General features: G+C 36.1%; 21 protein-coding genes. All 21 read left to right on the forward strand.

Translation table 11 applies throughout. The features are described 5' to 3' along the window. The first annotated feature begins 1,675 nt into the window (after positions 1 to 1,675). The 21 genes from ERCIPICE3303_RS01190 (at position 1,676) to rplN (ending at position 15,260) form a co-directional block, all read left to right on the forward strand. Entirely contained in the window at positions 1,676 to 2,278 is a 603-nt protein-coding gene (locus ERCIPICE3303_RS01190) for a peroxiredoxin C (RefSeq protein WP_157990925.1), read from the forward strand. A 389-nt stretch (positions 2,279 to 2,667) separates the two neighbouring features. Further along, on the forward strand, positions 2,668 to 3,618 hold the full coding sequence (ribF, locus tag ERCIPICE3303_RS01195) for a bifunctional riboflavin kinase/FAD synthetase (RefSeq protein WP_157990926.1): 951 nt from the start codon (positions 2,668 to 2,670) through the stop codon (positions 3,616 to 3,618). Positions 3,619 to 3,841: 223 nt separating this feature from the next. Next, positions 3,842 to 4,228: a sulfurtransferase complex subunit TusD gene (gene tusD, locus ERCIPICE3303_RS01200; RefSeq protein WP_157990927.1), complete on the forward strand. Its 387-nt coding sequence runs from the start codon at positions 3,842 to 3,844 to the stop codon at positions 4,226 to 4,228. Continuing rightward, positions 4,228 to 4,587 (forward strand): sulfurtransferase complex subunit TusC, encoded by a 360-nt coding sequence (gene tusC, locus ERCIPICE3303_RS01205; RefSeq protein ID WP_157990928.1) that lies wholly within the window; start codon positions 4,228 to 4,230, stop codon positions 4,585 to 4,587. The genes tusD and tusC overlap by 1 nt, the downstream gene beginning before the upstream one ends. Before the next feature lie 12 nt (positions 4,588 to 4,599). Next, positions 4,600 to 4,887 (forward strand): sulfurtransferase complex subunit TusB, encoded by a 288-nt coding sequence (tusB, locus tag ERCIPICE3303_RS01210; protein WP_157990929.1) that lies wholly within the window; start codon positions 4,600 to 4,602, stop codon positions 4,885 to 4,887. Positions 4,888 to 5,046: 159 nt separating this feature from the next. Continuing rightward, positions 5,047 to 5,421, forward strand: a complete 375-nt coding sequence (rpsL, locus tag ERCIPICE3303_RS01215) for a 30S ribosomal protein S12 (protein ID WP_157990930.1) — start codon at positions 5,047 to 5,049, stop codon at positions 5,419 to 5,421. A gap of 98 nt (positions 5,422 to 5,519) precedes the next feature. After that, positions 5,520 to 5,990 carry a 30S ribosomal protein S7 gene (gene rpsG, locus ERCIPICE3303_RS01220; protein WP_157990931.1) on the forward strand — a complete coding sequence of 157 codons (471 nt, stop codon included), beginning with the start codon at positions 5,520 to 5,522 and terminating at the stop codon, positions 5,988 to 5,990. A gap of 95 nt (positions 5,991 to 6,085) precedes the next feature. Further along, a complete protein-coding gene (gene fusA, locus ERCIPICE3303_RS01225) occupies positions 6,086 to 8,194 on the forward strand; it encodes an elongation factor G (protein ID WP_157991291.1) in 2,109 nt (702 codons plus the stop codon). A 72-nt stretch (positions 8,195 to 8,266) separates the two neighbouring features. Further along, entirely contained in the window at positions 8,267 to 9,451 is a 1,185-nt protein-coding gene (gene tuf, locus ERCIPICE3303_RS01230; RefSeq protein WP_157990932.1) for an elongation factor Tu, read from the forward strand. A gap of 316 nt (positions 9,452 to 9,767) precedes the next feature. Beyond that, complete coding sequence (rpsJ, locus tag ERCIPICE3303_RS01235; protein ID WP_157990933.1) at positions 9,768 to 10,079, forward strand: 30S ribosomal protein S10; 312 nt, start codon at positions 9,768 to 9,770, stop codon at positions 10,077 to 10,079. A gap of 29 nt (positions 10,080 to 10,108) precedes the next feature. Further along, positions 10,109 to 10,738 (forward strand): 50S ribosomal protein L3, encoded by a 630-nt coding sequence (gene rplC, locus ERCIPICE3303_RS01240; RefSeq protein ID WP_157990934.1) that lies wholly within the window; start codon positions 10,109 to 10,111, stop codon positions 10,736 to 10,738. Between the two features lie 10 nt (positions 10,739 to 10,748). Then, the gene (rplD, locus tag ERCIPICE3303_RS01245; protein ID WP_157990935.1) at positions 10,749 to 11,354 is read left to right on the forward strand and encodes a 50S ribosomal protein L4; all 606 of its coding nucleotides are present in this window, start codon (positions 10,749 to 10,751) and stop codon (positions 11,352 to 11,354) included. Continuing rightward, positions 11,351 to 11,653, forward strand: a complete 303-nt coding sequence (rplW, locus tag ERCIPICE3303_RS01250; protein WP_157990936.1) for a 50S ribosomal protein L23 — start codon at positions 11,351 to 11,353, stop codon at positions 11,651 to 11,653. The genes rplD and rplW overlap by 4 nt, the downstream gene beginning before the upstream one ends. A gap of 16 nt (positions 11,654 to 11,669) precedes the next feature. Next, complete coding sequence (rplB, locus tag ERCIPICE3303_RS01255) at positions 11,670 to 12,491, forward strand: 50S ribosomal protein L2 (RefSeq protein ID WP_157990937.1); 822 nt, start codon at positions 11,670 to 11,672, stop codon at positions 12,489 to 12,491. 16 nt (positions 12,492 to 12,507) lie between these two features. Further along, positions 12,508 to 12,786, forward strand: coding sequence for a 30S ribosomal protein S19 (rpsS, locus tag ERCIPICE3303_RS01260; protein WP_157990938.1), 279 nt, complete (start codon positions 12,508 to 12,510; stop codon positions 12,784 to 12,786). Between the two features lie 15 nt (positions 12,787 to 12,801). Further along, positions 12,802 to 13,134: a 50S ribosomal protein L22 gene (gene rplV / locus ERCIPICE3303_RS01265; RefSeq protein ID WP_157990939.1), complete on the forward strand. Its 333-nt coding sequence runs from the start codon at positions 12,802 to 12,804 to the stop codon at positions 13,132 to 13,134. Positions 13,135 to 13,151: 17 nt separating this feature from the next. Further along, positions 13,152 to 13,850, forward strand: a complete 699-nt coding sequence (rpsC, locus tag ERCIPICE3303_RS01270) for a 30S ribosomal protein S3 (protein WP_157990940.1) — start codon at positions 13,152 to 13,154, stop codon at positions 13,848 to 13,850. A 12-nt stretch (positions 13,851 to 13,862) separates the two neighbouring features. Further along, on the forward strand, positions 13,863 to 14,273 hold the full coding sequence (gene rplP, locus ERCIPICE3303_RS01275; RefSeq protein WP_157990941.1) for a 50S ribosomal protein L16: 411 nt from the start codon (positions 13,863 to 13,865) through the stop codon (positions 14,271 to 14,273). Further along, complete coding sequence (gene rpmC, locus ERCIPICE3303_RS01280; protein ID WP_157990942.1) at positions 14,273 to 14,464, forward strand: 50S ribosomal protein L29; 192 nt, start codon at positions 14,273 to 14,275, stop codon at positions 14,462 to 14,464. Before rplP ends, rpmC begins: the two co-directional genes overlap by 1 nt. Further along, positions 14,464 to 14,718 carry a 30S ribosomal protein S17 gene (gene rpsQ, locus ERCIPICE3303_RS01285; RefSeq protein ID WP_157990943.1) on the forward strand — a complete coding sequence of 85 codons (255 nt, stop codon included), beginning with the start codon at positions 14,464 to 14,466 and terminating at the stop codon, positions 14,716 to 14,718. The genes rpmC and rpsQ overlap by 1 nt, the downstream gene beginning before the upstream one ends. Before the next feature lie 170 nt (positions 14,719 to 14,888). Beyond that, on the forward strand, positions 14,889 to 15,260 hold the full coding sequence (gene rplN / locus ERCIPICE3303_RS01290) for a 50S ribosomal protein L14 (protein ID WP_157990944.1): 372 nt from the start codon (positions 14,889 to 14,891) through the stop codon (positions 15,258 to 15,260). The last annotated feature ends 8 nt before the right edge of the window (positions 15,261 to 15,268 follow it).

Genomic DNA, 15,268 nt, shown 5'->3' on the forward strand with positions numbered 1-15,268 from the left:
AGATAAGGGTGATTTCTGTTATATCTATATTTTATCTTAACTTAGGTGAGAACGATGATATCAAGATTTTGGATGGAAAGGTATTAATATTTGTGAGGTTTTTATTTTAAATAGGTAAAAAAATAATATATGATATGAGTTATTTTCCATTTTTTCTATTTAGTTCAGTTCTATAAAAAAGTTATAGCACATTATTTGGGTGATTATTATTAAATATAATATCATTTAGCTTATTTTCCTTATGAAAAACTCTAAATATATCTAAATCAGACTATCATAATTTATTATCTTCTATTGTATATAGACTGTTAAATATTGAGTTATGTGGTGATTTAATATTATATTAATATAATATTAATTATAAAAATTTTTATCAGTTGTTAATTATCGAATATTCAAGATTAAGTTAATAGAAGTGCTGTAATTTGCTGTGAAAGATTATAGGCAAAAACAAGTAGGATTTATGTTTTAAAATTAACCCAAGATAGTAATGGGTCTTTTATATTTGGTTTCAATACATTACTCTTCAATAATGCGCTCTGTTCTCGGATGGATCGATTCACTTGTAAATATTGATTAATGATTTCACATGGTATATTGAGAATCTTTTCATCCTGTAATCCAGGTCAATGAGTTTAGAGGTTCGCGGTAAAATTTGCACGCCATAAATTATTGAAGGAAACAAGTTGTTTTACAAACTGTGTAACCTTTGTCTTCTATTTACATGAAACACAATATGAATATCGGTTTTTTTATTTATAATATTTGGCAAAAATCTAATAACTGTTTCTGCACTATGATATGCACCTTCTACTAATCCCGACGTGACTTCAATAATACGATAATTGGATTTTCATCTGCTCAAGTTCGTTTTATTTTTCACGTATAAAATCAGCTAGCACTATGTCTGCTTTTTTTAAAGTAGTTGTTTTGCATGTCTTATTCTTCTATTGACCTCTCATAAGTCGATTGAGTGTAATAAAGATAACTGAAGTTTGATAATCGTTCTTATCAGATTGTCTATGTTATGCTAAACGTACAGAAATAAACTGATAATTACAGTAATTATTTTCTACGGATAGTTCACTTATAGCTAAGTAATACAACTTGTCTTGGAGTGTCGAGTCTTACACTCTAGTAATCCATAATATACATTATTTATTATAGATAATTTTTTTAGATTTCATTTAAGAAAATCTGCGTTAATATACATCTTTTTATTTGTATTAATAATCGGTTGGATACCAATTGATGTATATTTATTTCGTAATTATGATAGGACTATCATATAGATATATCTATATGGGCTTCATTCTTATAAAACTCTGAATTTTGAGAAAATATCTATAAATAAACAATAATATGTTATTAATTAAATAAATAAAAATTATGTCAATAATATACTATAACTTATGTTAAGTAACTCAATAATGATTGCAGATCAATATATACTATGTTAATAGGTTTAAATAGATTTGATTGCAAATTACATTTTTTTTAATATTTTGAAGAATTAATTTATAGAAGGTCTTGATTTTTATAGCATCTAAAGTATAGTAGTTTATGATAATAATTACTAATAATTACTTTTCGATTTGTAATTTAGATTTATAAAAACGTAATATTGATTAAAATAGTTTAATTTATTTTCTATGTTCATTATTTTGGAGTTAAAATGGTATTAGTCAGTCGTTTTGCCCCTGATTTTACAGCTTCTGTTGTTCTAGGAAATGGTGACATTATAGAAAGGTTTAACTTTTCAGACTTTACTTCTGGTAAAACCTGTGTTCTTTTTTTTTGGCCCATGGATTTCACCTTTGTATGTCCGTCGGAATTAATCTCTTTTGATAAGAGATATTTAGAATTTCAACAGCGTTCTGTAGAAGTAATTGGTGTTTCTTTTGATTCAGTATTTGTACATAGAGCGTGGCGCAACACTCCGATAAACAAAGGAGGAATAGGTCCAGTTCGATACATAATGGTGTCTGATATTAAACGTGAAATTCAGAAATCTTGGGGCATTGAGCATCACGATGCAGGTATGGCATTACGTGGCTCTTTTCTTATTGATCAGAAAAGAGTGGTACGGCATCAAGTTGTTAATGATTTACCATTTGGACGTAATGTTGATGAAATGCTGCGTATGGTGGATGCGTTACAGTTCCATGAAATGCATGGGGAAGTATGCCCAGCACAGTGGGAAAAAGGAAAAGATGCTATAAAGCCATCTGCTGATGGTATTGTTAAATATTTATCTAAAAACTTAAATCAGCTTTGATGATTTAAGTGACAAGCATATATTCTTAGAATTTATAATGCGAAAAAGTTTTAATGAAAGGCGGATCTTTTATGTTGAGTAATTTTACTAGTTTGTAGATTGTTTTTATTTAATTCAAATTATTATTGAATGAATTATATAATTATAAATTAGTTATTAATTTAAGGTCTTATCCTTAATACAGACTATCTCATGAGATAGTCTGTATTAAGGATATTAGATACATTCTCTTGATGGTCTAGAGAAAACAGTTATCTTCTATATAGAATCATTATGTATGTGAAACAACATATTTAATTTTAGGTAGATTGATAAACGAGCGTTCTGTCTATCAGATAGATGATATCTTTATTATTTTTGTTATATTCTAAAAATAATTTGAGAATTTTATGCAGTTAATACGTGGGATACACAATCTTCGAAAACATCATCAAGGTTGTGTGTTGACTGTTGGGAATTTTGACGGTGTGCATCGTGGTCACCAAGCATTATTAGCACAGCTGTGCTCGGAAGGTCTTCATCGTAATTTACCAGTCATGGTTATGCTGTTTGAGCCTCAACCGATTGAATTTTTTACCAACAGAAGTTCCCCCGCTCGATTAACAAGGCTTAATGAAAAGATACGTCTTTTAAAAAAGACGGGTGTGGATCTAGTTCTCTGTATTCGTTTTGATCATAATTTTAGTGACTATAGTGCACAAGATTTTATCGCTGAAATTTTAGTAAAAAAACTTAATATACAGTTACTTGTAGTTGGTAGTGATTTTCAATTTGGGGTTGATCGATCTGGTGACTTTGCTTTATTAAAGCAAGAAAGTATACGTTATGGTTTTGGTATTATAAGTGCTCAAACTTTTTTTTATTCTAAGGAGCGTATTAGTAGTACAATAATACGTCGTGTGTTAGCTAAAGATAATTTTGAATTAGCTCAGAGATTGTTAGGACGACCATTTAGTATATCTGGTCGAGTAGTACATGGTGAAGAATTAGGTCGAATTATTGGGTTTCCTACTGCTAATATATCCTTATGTCGAACTGTTTCACCTGTTACAGGGGTGTATGCTGTTCATGTACAAGGCTGTCATGACCAGGTGTTATCTGGTATAGCAAATATTGGGATTCGCCCCACTTTCAACTTGGGGATTCAGCAGTTAGAGGTGCATCTTTTTGATTTTTCTTTAGACATATATGGTCGATATATAGAAGTTATTATTTTAAATAAAATACGTACTGAGCAGTGTTTTAATTCAATAAATGCGCTAAGAAATCAGATTAAAAATGACATTGTAACTGCTAGATATTTTTTTAAAAATAGACGTTCAATAGGGTTAATTACTTAAATTTCATTGGATTCGTAGACTTTATAAAGAAGAATCTGAAAAACTTAAATTTCAATAAAATTATAAAGTTATTTTAATAATAAACACATTTGAATATAATTCTGTCTATTATAAAGCTCAATCTATTTAGATAATACAATAATGATGTTCAAAAAATAGAAATAAGTCAATCGTTATTTTATGACAATATTTCGGAATATAAGCAAGGTATAAAAGATAACGTATGCGTTTTTGTCTGATGGTAACCGGACCTGCTTACGGTACTCAACGTGCTAGTACAGCTTGGTTATTTGCTAATGAGTTAGTAAAGCAATCACATATCATTACTAGTATCTTTTTTTATTGCGAGGGTGTACTAAACGCAAGTGCATTGAACTGTCCAAGTAGTGATGAAGTCGATCTGACTCGTTGTTGGCAGGAATTATCTAAACAACATGCTGTTATATTGAATATTTGTATTGCGGCAGCTTTGCGTCGAGGAGTCTGTAATCAAAAAGAAGCACGGCGTTTTGGTTTACCATCGGCTAATCTAGCTTCTGGTTTTCAGTTAACGGGTTTAGGTGCGTTAGCTGAAGCAGTATTAAGTTGTGATCGAATGGTACAATTCTAATGAATTCGATTGCTTTTATTTTTACACGAGGCCCACATGGATCTAGCTTTGGTCGTGAAGGTTTAGATTCAATCTTAGCATTATTATCTTTTAGTGATAAGATTGCCTTGTTTTTTGTTAGTGATGGCGTATTACAATTAACTACTAATCAAAAACCACATTTAATTTTAGCACGTGATTATATTTCTACGTTTAGTATTCTTTCCTTATACGAAATAAAAAGATTTTACATCTGCTCAGCCGCGTTAATTGAACGTGGTCTAACTATCAACACTTCAAATATATTGGGTGCTGATATATTATCTCCACGGACACTTCGTATAATGTTAAATGATTATCATCGACTGATTACTTTTTAAGTTCATAATATTATGCTACATACCTTAACAACATCACCATTTCGTTGCGATCTGTCTGCGATACGACGTTTGATAGCTGTGGATGATCATGTATTATTGCTTGAGGATGGGGTGATTTTTGCATTAGAAGGAACTAAAAGTCTTTTAATGTTAATAAACACTTCTGCTTACGTGTATGCATTAAAAGTCGATCTCTTGGCTCGTGGTTTAATTAGTCACATTTCATCTCAAGTTAAAATTATTAGTTATACTGACTTTGTGACGCTGACATTACAACATCCACAACAGATATCCTGGTAAATATTAATAGATGTTTTGGTAAATAAGTAATATTGGTTATTTCTTGACTCTGTATAAACTTGAATCTAAAATGTTATTTTACTACATAATTTAATTTTTTCATATCTAAATAGAAATTAAGTAAAAAGAAAATAATATTTAAAGTTCAGGGGTTATGTGATGGCAACAATTAATCAGTTAGTTCGTAAACCACGTATTCGAAAAGTAGTAAAAAGTAATGTACCTGCATTAGAAGGTTGCCCACAGAAACGTGGTGTATGTACTCGTGTTTATACGACTACACCTAAAAAACCGAATTCTGCTTTACGTAAAGTATGTCGGGTTCGCTTAACTAATGGCTTTGAAGTAACCTCGTATATAGGAGGTGAAGGCCATAATTTACAGGAACACTCTGTAATCCTTATTCGTGGCGGTCGAGTTAAAGATTTGCCTGGTGTTCGTTATCATACAGTTCGTGGGGCGCTAGACTGCTCAGGTGTTAAAGATTGTAAACAGGCCCGTTCTAAATATGGTGTAAAAAAACCAAAAACTTAACTTTATCTTTGAGGTAAAGGAAAATATTAAGAACTCAAATGTTCTCATGACGCCAATGAGAGTTTTGGGTGTCTTGAATGAACTACGGAGTATTCCTAATGCCACGTCGTCGTATCATCAGTCAACGTAAAATTCTTCCAGACCCTAAGTTTGGATCTGATCTTTTGGCGAAATTCATTAATATTCTCATGAAAAATGGTAAGAAATCTATTGCTGAAACTATCGTTTATCATGCACTAGATAGATTATCTAGTCGAGTAAGTAAAGATGGGTTAGAAATATTTGAAACAGCTCTAGATAATGTGCGTCCAACTGTTGAAGTTAAATCTCGTCGTGTAGGTGGTTCTACTTATCAAGTTCCTGTTGAAGTTCGTCCGGTGCGTCGTAATACATTAGCAATGCGTTGGATTGTAGAATCTGCGAGAAAGCGTAGTGATAAATCTATGGCGCTTCGTTTAGCACATGAACTTTCTGAGGCCTCTGAAAATAGAGGTACAGCAGTAAAGAAACGTGAAGATGTACATCGTATGGCTGAGGCTAATAAGGCTTTTGCCCATTACCGATGGTAATGGCGATCTATTTATGATTAGTCCATAGTAAAATATATTATAAATATATCACTAGGATTAACTAACTGAAAATGTTCCAGAATCAGAGGAAGCACATGGCTCGTACTACACCTATAACACGCTACCGGAATATTGGTATTAGTGCACATATCGATGCTGGTAAAACAACGACTACTGAGCGTATCCTGTTTTACACTGGTGTAAACCATAAAATTGGTGAAGTACATGATGGCGCAGCTACAATGGATTGGATGGCTCAGGAACAGGAGCGTGGGATTACTATTACCTCCGCAGCTACTACTGCTTTTTGGTCTGGTATGGCTAATCAGTTTGAGTCACATCGCATTAATATTATTGATACTCCAGGGCATGTAGATTTTACTATTGAGGTTGAGCGCTCGATGCGTGTACTGGATGGTGTAGTCATGGTTTACTGTGCTGTTGGAGGTGTGCAGCCACAATCTGAAACTGTGTGGCGGCAAGCTAATAAATATAGAGTGCCACGTATTGCGTTCATTAATAAAATGGATCGGATGGGGGCTAATTTTCTTAGGGTAGTAAGTCAGATAAAATCGCGTTTAGCGGCTAATCCAGTTCCAATTCACCTAGCTATTGGAGAAGAAGATACGTTTACTGGTGTAGTTGATTTAATAAAGATGAAAGCTATAAACTGGAATGACAGTGACCACGGCTTAACTTTTTCATACGAAGAAATCCCTTTGAATATGAAGGAAGTTGCTGAAGAATGGCACCAAAAATTAATTGAGTCTGCAGCAGAATCCTCTGAAGAGTTAATGGATAAGTATCTTAATGGTAGAAGTTTTACTGAAAAAGAAATTAAAAGTGCCCTAAGGCAACGTGTATTGAAGAATGAAGTAATTTTAGTGACTTGCGGATCTGCTTTTAAGAATAAAGGTGTGCAAGCTATGCTCGATGCAGTTATTGAATACTTACCCGCTCCAACCGATATTAGTGCAATTAATGGAATATTAGATGACGGTAAAAATAGCCCCTCTATTCGTAATGCAGATGATAGGGCTCCTTTTTCTGCATTAGCATTTAAAATTGCTACTGATCCATTTGTGGGAAACTTAACTTTCTTCCGTGTCTATTCTGGTGTAGTCAAATCTGGTGATACGGTTATGAATCCCATTAAAACTCAGCGTGAACGATTAGGTCGAATTGTACAAATGCATGCTAATAAACGTGAAGAAATCAAAGAGGTGTACGCAGGAGATATAGCTGCTGCTATTGGTTTGAAAGATGTGACCACAGGTGATACTTTATGTGATATAAATAATATTATTATTTTAGAGCGCATGGATTTTCCTGAGCCAGTGATTTCAGTAGCAGTGGAACCCAAAACAAAAGCAGATCAGGAAAAAATGGGAATGGCCTTAGGTCGATTAGCAAAAGAAGATCCTTCATTTCGCGTCTGGACAGATGAAGAATCATCACAGACGATTATCGCTGGTATGGGTGAACTACATTTAGAGATCTTAGTTGATCGTATGCAACGGGAATTCCATGTTTCAGCTAACGTTGGTAAGCCACAGGTTGCTTATCGTGAAACTATCCGTGAAACGGTTACCAATATTGAAAGTAAATATATTAAGCAATCCGGTGGTCGAGGTCAATTTGGTCATGTGGTGATTGATATGAGCCCTCTAGAGTCCGGTGGACTTGGTTATCAGTTTGTCAATGATATTGTAGGGGGGGTAATTCCTAAAGAATTTATTCCAGCAGTTGATAAAGGGATCCAGGAACAGCTGAAATCGGGTCCTTTAGCTGGATACCCTGTGGTAGATGTTAAGGTTCGTTTACATTATGGGTCATACCATGATGTAGATTCTTCTGAATTAGCGTTTAAGATAGCTGCATCTTTAGCTTTTAAATCTGCGTTTCGTCAAGCAAGGCCTGTTCTTCTTGAACCTGTTATGAAGGTAGAAATTGATACCCCAGAAGAGTATATGGGAGACGTTATTGGTGATTTGAATCGTCGACGAGGTTTAATAGAAGGTATGGAAGAGTCTTCTACTGGCAAAACAGTGCGCGCTCAAGTACCACTGTCTGCTATGTTTGGTTATGCCACTGATCTACGATCACAGACTCAGGGTCGAGCTTCGTATTCTATGGAATTCTTAAAATACGTTGAAGCACCTAACCATATTTCACAAGCTATTATTGAAGCTCGTTGTAAATAAATGTCTAGGTTTAGGTAATTAGTCCCGTGCTTACTGATTTTCAGGTGAGCATAAAAAGTAAGGAATATTGCTGTGGCTAAAGAAAAATTTGAACGCTCTAAAACGCACGTCAATGTTGGTACTATTGGGCATGTTGACCATGGTAAAACCACTTTAACTGCTGCTATTACGACTGTATTGGCTAAAAATTATGGCGGTACTGCTCGTGCTTTTGATCAGATAGATAACGCACCCGAAGAAAAAGCACGTGGTATCACAATTAATACCTCACATGTTGAATATGATACTTTAACTAGACATTATGCACATGTTGATTGTCCAGGTCATGCTGACTATATTAAAAACATGATCACTGGCGCGGCCCAGATGGATGGGGCAATTTTAGTAGTTGCTGCCACTGATGGCCCAATGCCACAGACCCGTGAACATATTTTACTTGGTCGACAGGTTGGAGTACCTTATATTATTGTTTTCCTAAATAAGTGTGATATGGTGGATGATGAGGAATTACTTGAATTAGTTGAAATGGAAGTTCGTGATTTATTATCACAATATGATTTTCCAGGTGATCTGACACCTATTGTGTACGGCTCTGCATTAAAAGCACTAGAAGGTGATACGGAGTGGGAAGCTAAGATCTTAGAGTTAGCTTCGCATTTAGATAAGTATATTCCAGAACCAAAGCGTTCTGTTGATAAATCATTTTTAATGCCTATTGAAGATGTTTTTTCTATATCTGGTCGAGGAACCGTTGTCACTGGTCGTGTGGAAAGCGGTGTCATTAAAGTCGGTGAAGAAGTTGAGATTGTTGGCATTAAAGATACCGTTAAATCCATTTGCACTGGTGTAGAAATGTTTCGTAAACTTTTAGATGAAGGTCGTGCAGGTGAGAATTGTGGTATTTTACTTCGAGGTATTAAACGAGAAGATATTCAGAGAGGTCAGGTTTTGTCTAAACCAGGGACCATTAAGCCACATACTAAATTTGAATCAGAAGTTTATATTTTATCTAAAGAAGAAGGGGGCCGTCATACTCCATTCTTTCAAGGATACCGTCCACAATTCTATTTTCGTACGACTGATGTTACTGGTACCATCGAACTACCAGAGGGTGTTGAAATGGTGATGCCAGGAGACAATATTAAAATGGTTGTCAATCTAATTCATCCTATCGCCATGAATGAAGGTTTGCGTTTTGCAATTCGTGAAGGCGGGCGTACTGTTGGAGCAGGTATTGTTTCTAAAGTGATTGCTTAATGTTTGTTGCTTTTCTATATATTCTCTACAGAAAGATAAAAGAGCGCATGCGCTCTTTTATCTTTCTGTAGTTCCATGGTCTTCAGTAGAAGAATGGGGTTGAGTAATATTACAGTTGCTTTACTTTCAGATATAATATAATGTTTCAATGATGATTACAGACTATGATTCATAGCTATTTCAGATTAGTTTATTGGTACTTGTTACCATAGTTAGTTTTAGTTATTGGCATTAACAAAAATTGCTTGCATCTATCAGTTGTAATAGATGAAAGTATTAATTCTTTTCTTTTATAAATAATTGGAGTTCTGGTCTCATGCAGAACCAAAGAATCCGAATCCGGTTGAAGGCGTTTGATCATCGTTTAATTGATCGATCAACAATGGAGATTGTAGAGACTGCTAAACGAACTGGTGCGCAAGTACGTGGTCCAATTCCATTGCCGACTCGTAAAGAACGCTTCACAATTTTGATCTCTCCTCATGTGAATAAAGATGCGCGCGATCAATATGAAATTCGTACGCATAAGCGTCTAGTCGATATTGTTGAGCCCACTGAGAAAACGGTTGATGCACTCATGCGATTAGATCTTGCTGCCGGTGTAGATGTGCAAATCAGTCTAGGTTAACAAGCTGATTACAACAGTTAGGGGAAGAGATGATTGGTTTAGTTGGTAAGAAATTAGGTATGACCCGTATTTTCACAGAAGATGGTGTTTCTATACCTGTTACGGTCATTGAACTGGAAGAAAACCGTGTGACCCAGATAAAAAAAATTGGTAAAGATGTGTACAATGCTATCCAGGTAACAACTGGAGTGAAAAAATCTAATCAGATTACTAAACCTGATGCAGGGCACTTTGCTAAGTCTGGGGTTGCACCTGGTCGTGGTTTATGGGAATTTAGCGTTTCTAATATCTCTGAGTTTAAGGTGGGACAGAGTATTAATATTGATATTTTTTCTGATATCAAAAAAGTCGATGTAACTGGATTATCTAAAGGGAAAGGTTTTGCAGGTACAGTAAAAAGATGGAATTTTAGAACTCAGGATGCAACTCACGGTAATTCCTTGTCTCACCGTGTTCCAGGTTCTATCGGTCAAAATCAGACTCCAGGAAAAGTGTTTAAAGGTAAGAAAATGGCAGGTCAGATGGGTAATAAACGTGTAACTATTCAGAGCCTAAGGATTGTCCGTATTGATTATGATCGAAATATTCTTTTGGTTAGAGGGTCGGTACCTGGCTCTACTGGTAGCGATCTCATTATTAAAGAAGCTGTGAAGGCCTAAGGGGATAGATATGGAATTAGTCTTGAAAGACGCATTAAGCGTGATCAATGTCTCCAACACTATCTTTGGTTGTGATTTTAACGAAGCATTAATTCATCAAGTATTGGTTGCTTATACAGCTGGTGCTCGTCAGGGAACTCGTTCTCAGAAAACTCGTGCAGAAGTCACTGGATCCGGAAAAAAACCATGGCGACAAAAAGGAACAGGTCGTGCACGAGCTGGTTCCTTACAAAGCCCGATCTGGCGATCGGGTGGTGTAGCTTTTGCTGCTAAACCTCAAGATCATAGTCAAAAAATTAACAGAAAGATGTATCGTGGTGCCCTGAAAAGTATTTTATCGGAATTAATACGTCAAGATCGATTAATGATTTTTCAGAAGTTTTCTTTAGAATCCGCTAAAACAAAGATGCTTCTAGAGAAACTAAAAGCTATGAATCTAGAGGATGTATTGATTATTACTGTGATGTTAGAAGAAAATTTACGATTAGCATCTAGAAATCTATATAAAGTTGAGGCACGGACTATAGACAATATTAATCCAATGAGTCTAATTGCTTTTGAGAAAGTTCTAATAACTGCTGATGCAGTTAAAAGAATAGAGGAGATATTCGTATGAAGTGGGAAGAGCGTCTACTAAAAGTTATACGTACACCACATCTCTCTGAGAAAGCGTCTAGAGTATTGGAAAAAACGAATACTATTGTTCTTAAAGTTTCTAAAGATTCTACAAAATTAGAAATTAAGTCTGCTGTGCAGAGATTATTTTCAGTGAAAATAGAAGGCGTAAATACTGTGTTAGTCAAAGGTAAGTCTAAGCGTCATAAGCAGCGTGTTGGTCGTCGCAGTAACTGGAAAAAAGCTTATGTTACTATGAAAGAAGGTCAAACTCTAGACTTGTTCGGTGATGTGGAGTAGATCTGAGGAAAGAATCATGACACTGGTTAAATGTAAACCAACATCTCCGGGACGTCGTCACGTAGTGAAAGTGGTGAATCCAGAGCTATATAAAGGCAAGCCTTTTTCTCCTTTAATAGAAAAAAAAAGTAAAACTGGTGGTCGCAATAATTTTGGTCGCATCACTACTCGTCATATTGGCGGCGGACATAAGAAGGCTTATCGTCTAATTGACTGCAAAAGAAATAAAGATGGTATTCCAGGAACTATTGAACGTTTTGAATACGATCCGAATCGCTCTGCAAATATTGCATTAGTCTTATATAAAGATGGTGTTCGTCGTTATATCTTAGCACCACAAGGAATGAAAGTTGGTGATCAAATTCAGTCTGGAATTAATGTTGCCATTAAAATTGGTAATTCATTACCAATGCGTTATATTCCCGTTGGTTCTACTGTGCATAATGTAGAAATGAAACCAGGTAAGGGTGGGCAAATTGCACGTTCAGCCGGTACATATGTGCAAATTGTTGCACGAGAAGGTTCTTATGTAACCTTGCGTTTACGTTCTGGTGAGATACGTAAAATTCCATCCGATTGCCGAGCAACTCTTGGAGAAGTGGGTAATAGCGCACATATGTTGCGTGTTCTAGGTAAAGCGGGCTCTGCTCGTTGGCGAGGTGTCCGTCCTACTGTTCGTGGTACAGCAATGAACCCTGTAGACCATCCGCACGGGGGTGGAGAAGGGCGTAATTTTGGAAAACACCCCGTATCTCCTTGGGGATTACAGACAAAGGGTAAAAAAACACGTAGTAACAAGCGGACTGATAAATTCATCATTCGTCGACGTAGTAAATAATTTTAGAGGATAAAAAATGCCACGTTCTCTCAAGAAAGGGCCATTTATTGACCTACACTTGCTGCAGAAGGTAGAGAAAGTTTTGGCTACTGGAGAAAAGAAACCAGTGCGTACTTGGTCACGTCGTTCAACCATCTTTCCTAAGATGGTTGGTTTGACTATCGCTGTCCATAATGGTCGTCATCATATTCCTATTTTTATATCTGATGATATGGTTGGTCACAAACTAGGTGAATTTTCTCCTACTCGCACATACCGTGGTCATTCCGCGGATAAAAAAGCTAAAAAGCGTTAAGAGATTGGGGGGGGGATGGAAATTATTGCAAGACAGTGTCGTGCTCGTTCTTCTGCACAGAAGATTCGTTTGGTTGCAAACCTTATACGTGGACAGAAAGTATCGAAAGCTTTAGAGGTTTTAATTTATACTAATAAAAAAGCTGCGGTATTGGTAAAGAAAGTTCTAGAATCCGCTATTGCGAATGCTGAACATAATGATGGTGTTGACATTGATAATTTAAAAATCACTAAAATCTTTGTTGATGAAGGTCCAAGTATGAAACGTACAATGCCGCGTGCTAAAGGTCGAGCAGATCGCATCTTGAAGCGTACTAGCCATATTACTGTAGCTGTATCTGACTGCTAAGGCAATGGAGATAAATAATGGGTCAGAAAGTACATCCAAATGGTATTCGCTTAGGCATTGTGAAGCCTTGGAGTTCTACTTGGTTCGCGAATACCAAAGAATTTGCTAATAATTTAGATAGTGATTTTAAAGTTCGTCAATTTCTTATGAAAGCACTCAATAAAGCATCTATCTCTCGTATAGTAATTGAGAGGCCCTCTAAGAGTATTCGTGTTACCATTCATACAGCTCGTCCTGGTATTGTGATTGGTAAGAAGGGAGAAGATGTAGAAAAACTACGAAAAATAGTAGCAGACATAGCTGGTGTTCCAGCACAAATTAATATCTCTGAAGTTCGTAAACCAGAATTAGATGCCAAATTAGTATCTGACAGTATTGCTTCACAGTTAGAACGTCGAGTGATGTTTCGGCGAGCTATGAAACGGGCAGTACAAAATGCAATGCGTTTAGGTGCTGAGGGCATTAAAGTTGAAGTTAGTGGTCGTTTAGGTGGTGCAGAAATTGCACGTACTGAATGGTATCGTGAAGGCCGGGTTCCTCTTCATACCCTTCGTGCAGATATTGATTATAATATTGCTGAGGCGCATACAACTTATGGTGTCATTGGTGTTAAAGTTTGGATTTTTAAGGGTGAGGTCTTAGGCGGTATGGCTGAAATTGAACAACCGGAAAAGGTAGCTCAACCTAAAAAGAAACAGCGAAAAAGTCGTAAGTAAGGAGAGTCACCGATGTTACAACCAAAGCGTACTAAATTTCGTAAAATGCACAAAGGCCGTAATCGTGGTCTAGCGCAGGGTACGGATATTAGCTTCGGTGTTTTTGGTTTGAAAGCTATAGACCGTGGTCGACTTACTGCTCGACAGATTGAAGCAGCACGTCGCGCTATGACTCGCGCTGTTAAACGCCAAGGTCAAATTTGGATTCGCGTGTTCCCAGATAAACCAATTACTCAGAAACCACTAGAGGTGCGTATGGGGAAAGGTAAGGGCAATGTAGAGTATTGGGTGGCCCTTATTCAGCCTGGTAAAGTGTTATATGAAATTAATGGTGTATCAGAAGAGTTAGCTCGGGAGGCCTGTAAATTAGCGGCATCTAAATTATCCATTAAAACCATTTTTATAACTAAAACGGTGATGTAATGAGAGAAATGGAAGTCTATAAAAAAAACGTAGAAGAGCTAAATAGTCAACTATGTAAATTATTACAAGAACAATTTAGCTTGCGTATGCAAGCACGGTCTAATCAGTGCAAGAAAACTCATGTTTTTAAGCAGGTTCGTCGTAAAATTGCACGGATTAAGACTTTATTAACTCAAAAGGCAGGGACGTGATGACCGATAAAATCCGTACTTTGCAAGGCAGAGTAATGAGTAACAAGATGGAGAAATCTATTGTTGTAGCCATTGAACGATTTGTGAAACACCCAGTATACGGAAAATTTATAAAGCGTACGACAAAATTACATGCGCATGATGAGAAGAATGAATGTAATATAGGTGATATAGTTAGTATTCGTGAATGTCGTCCATTGTCTAAGACTAAATCTTGGACTCTGGTCTCTGTTATCGAAAAAGCAATCTTGTAGCAGGGTTTTCTATGATAAAAAGTTTAGATCAACGGCTCCGACGAGCCGTTGATTATTTCTATCTATACAAGACTAGCAGTGTTATAATATTTTTTACGTCCAAAAATGGCGGTGTACTGACTGGATTTAGAAAGTCTAAAAGTAGTAATTGAACTAAGCGGAGTACGACAATGATCCAAGAACAGACTATGCTAAGCGTGGCCGATAATTCTGGTGCACGGCGCGTTATGTGTATCAAAGTTCTAGGCGGCTCTGGCCGCCGTTATGCGGGGATAGGAGACATTATTAAGATCACTATTAAGGAAGCAATACCACGTGGAAAAGTTAAAAAAGGTGATGTATTAAAAGCAGTTGTTGTTCGAACTAGAAAAGGTATTCGTCGTCCAGATGGTTCTGTAATTCGTTTCGATGGTAATGCATGTGTTATATTAAATAATCAAAGTGAACAGCCTATCGGAACACGAATTTTTGGTCCTATAACTCGTGAATTGCGTTGTGAGAGGTTTATGAAAATTATTTCTCTAGCACCAGAAGTTCTGTAAGGAGTATA

The organism is Candidatus Erwinia haradaeae (assembly GCF_900699015.1).
Taxonomy (GTDB): domain Bacteria; phylum Pseudomonadota; class Gammaproteobacteria; order Enterobacterales; family Enterobacteriaceae; genus Erwinia_E; species Erwinia_E haradaeae_E.

Excerpts from the sequence above, each read along its gene's own strand:
- rplV (WP_157990939.1), top strand. The coding sequence starts at position 12,802 with ATGGAAATTATTGCAAGACAGTGTCGTGCTCGTTCTTCTGCACAGAAG.
- rplC (WP_157990934.1), top strand. The coding sequence starts at position 10,109 with ATGATTGGTTTAGTTGGTAAGAAATTAGGTATGACCCGTATTTTCACA.
- rplN (WP_157990944.1), top strand. The coding sequence starts at position 14,889 with ATGATCCAAGAACAGACTATGCTAAGCGTGGCCGATAATTCTGGTGCA.
- rplB (WP_157990937.1), top strand. The coding sequence starts at position 11,670 with ATGACACTGGTTAAATGTAAACCAACATCTCCGGGACGTCGTCACGTA.
- rpmC (WP_157990942.1), top strand. The coding sequence starts at position 14,273 with ATGAGAGAAATGGAAGTCTATAAAAAAAACGTAGAAGAGCTAAATAGT.
- rplW (WP_157990936.1), top strand. The coding sequence starts at position 11,351 with ATGAAGTGGGAAGAGCGTCTACTAAAAGTTATACGTACACCACATCTC.
- tusD (WP_157990927.1), top strand. The coding sequence starts at position 3,842 with ATGCGTTTTTGTCTGATGGTAACCGGACCTGCTTACGGTACTCAACGT.
- rpsG (WP_157990931.1), top strand. The coding sequence starts at position 5,520 with ATGCCACGTCGTCGTATCATCAGTCAACGTAAAATTCTTCCAGACCCT.
- rpsJ (WP_157990933.1), top strand. The coding sequence starts at position 9,768 with ATGCAGAACCAAAGAATCCGAATCCGGTTGAAGGCGTTTGATCATCGT.
- ribF (WP_157990926.1), top strand. The coding sequence starts at position 2,668 with ATGCAGTTAATACGTGGGATACACAATCTTCGAAAACATCATCAAGGT.
- ERCIPICE3303_RS01190 (WP_157990925.1), top strand. The coding sequence starts at position 1,676 with ATGGTATTAGTCAGTCGTTTTGCCCCTGATTTTACAGCTTCTGTTGTT.
- rpsQ (WP_157990943.1), top strand. The coding sequence starts at position 14,464 with ATGACCGATAAAATCCGTACTTTGCAAGGCAGAGTAATGAGTAACAAG.
- tusC (WP_157990928.1), top strand. The coding sequence starts at position 4,228 with ATGAATTCGATTGCTTTTATTTTTACACGAGGCCCACATGGATCTAGC.
- rplD (WP_157990935.1), top strand. The coding sequence starts at position 10,749 with ATGGAATTAGTCTTGAAAGACGCATTAAGCGTGATCAATGTCTCCAAC.
- rplP (WP_157990941.1), top strand. The coding sequence starts at position 13,863 with ATGTTACAACCAAAGCGTACTAAATTTCGTAAAATGCACAAAGGCCGT.
- tusB (WP_157990929.1), top strand. The coding sequence starts at position 4,600 with ATGCTACATACCTTAACAACATCACCATTTCGTTGCGATCTGTCTGCG.
- rpsL (WP_157990930.1), top strand. The coding sequence starts at position 5,047 with ATGGCAACAATTAATCAGTTAGTTCGTAAACCACGTATTCGAAAAGTA.
- rpsC (WP_157990940.1), top strand. The coding sequence starts at position 13,152 with ATGGGTCAGAAAGTACATCCAAATGGTATTCGCTTAGGCATTGTGAAG.
- rpsS (WP_157990938.1), top strand. The coding sequence starts at position 12,508 with ATGCCACGTTCTCTCAAGAAAGGGCCATTTATTGACCTACACTTGCTG.
- fusA (WP_157991291.1), top strand. The coding sequence starts at position 6,086 with ATGGCTCGTACTACACCTATAACACGCTACCGGAATATTGGTATTAGT.